This window comes from Adlercreutzia equolifaciens (genome assembly GCF_029076695.1).
Lineage (GTDB): Bacteria > Actinomycetota > Coriobacteriia > Coriobacteriales > Eggerthellaceae > Adlercreutzia > Adlercreutzia equolifaciens_A.
Genome location: NZ_JARFIK010000033.1, coordinates 1 through 452, shown reverse-complemented (window position 1 = coordinate 452; position 452 = coordinate 1). Strand labels below are relative to the sequence as shown.

Sequence of the window (452 nt, the reverse complement as noted above, 5' to 3'; positions counted from 1 at the left end):
GAGCCCAAGGTGGTGGCCAGGCCGGCCACCGTGGGGGCATGGCACACGCGGGCGCAGTTATCCACGTTGTTCGTGCCGAAGGCGCAGCGCGCCATCTTCTGTAGCATATAGATGTCCTCGTTGGCCGATCGCGAACAGGCGAAGGCCGCCACCGACTCCGGTCCCGTCTGACCGATAAGCTGCTGGAAGCGCTCGGCCACATAGTCCAGCGCCGTGTCCCAATCCGTGGGCTCCAGCTCCCCGGTGGCCTGGTTGCGCACCAGCGGCGTAGTCAAACGGTCGGGGGCCTGCACGAAGTCGAAGCTGCCCGAACGGCCCTTCACGCAGAGGCGGCCTCCGTTAGAGGGTCCGTCGACCGCCCGCGTGTCCACACTGCGGCCGTCCTTCACCACCAAGTCGTACTGGCAGCCCGTGGCGCAGTGAGGGCAGGTGGTGCGCACGTAGCTGACCTC

At 67.3% G+C, this 452-nt stretch carries 1 protein-coding gene; it reads right to left on the bottom strand.

Annotation, left to right across the window (positions count from 1 at the left end):
* Positions 1-452: molybdopterin-dependent oxidoreductase (locus PZH32_RS11315; protein ID WP_275208356.1), on the bottom strand; the 452-nt coding region annotated here is incomplete at both ends.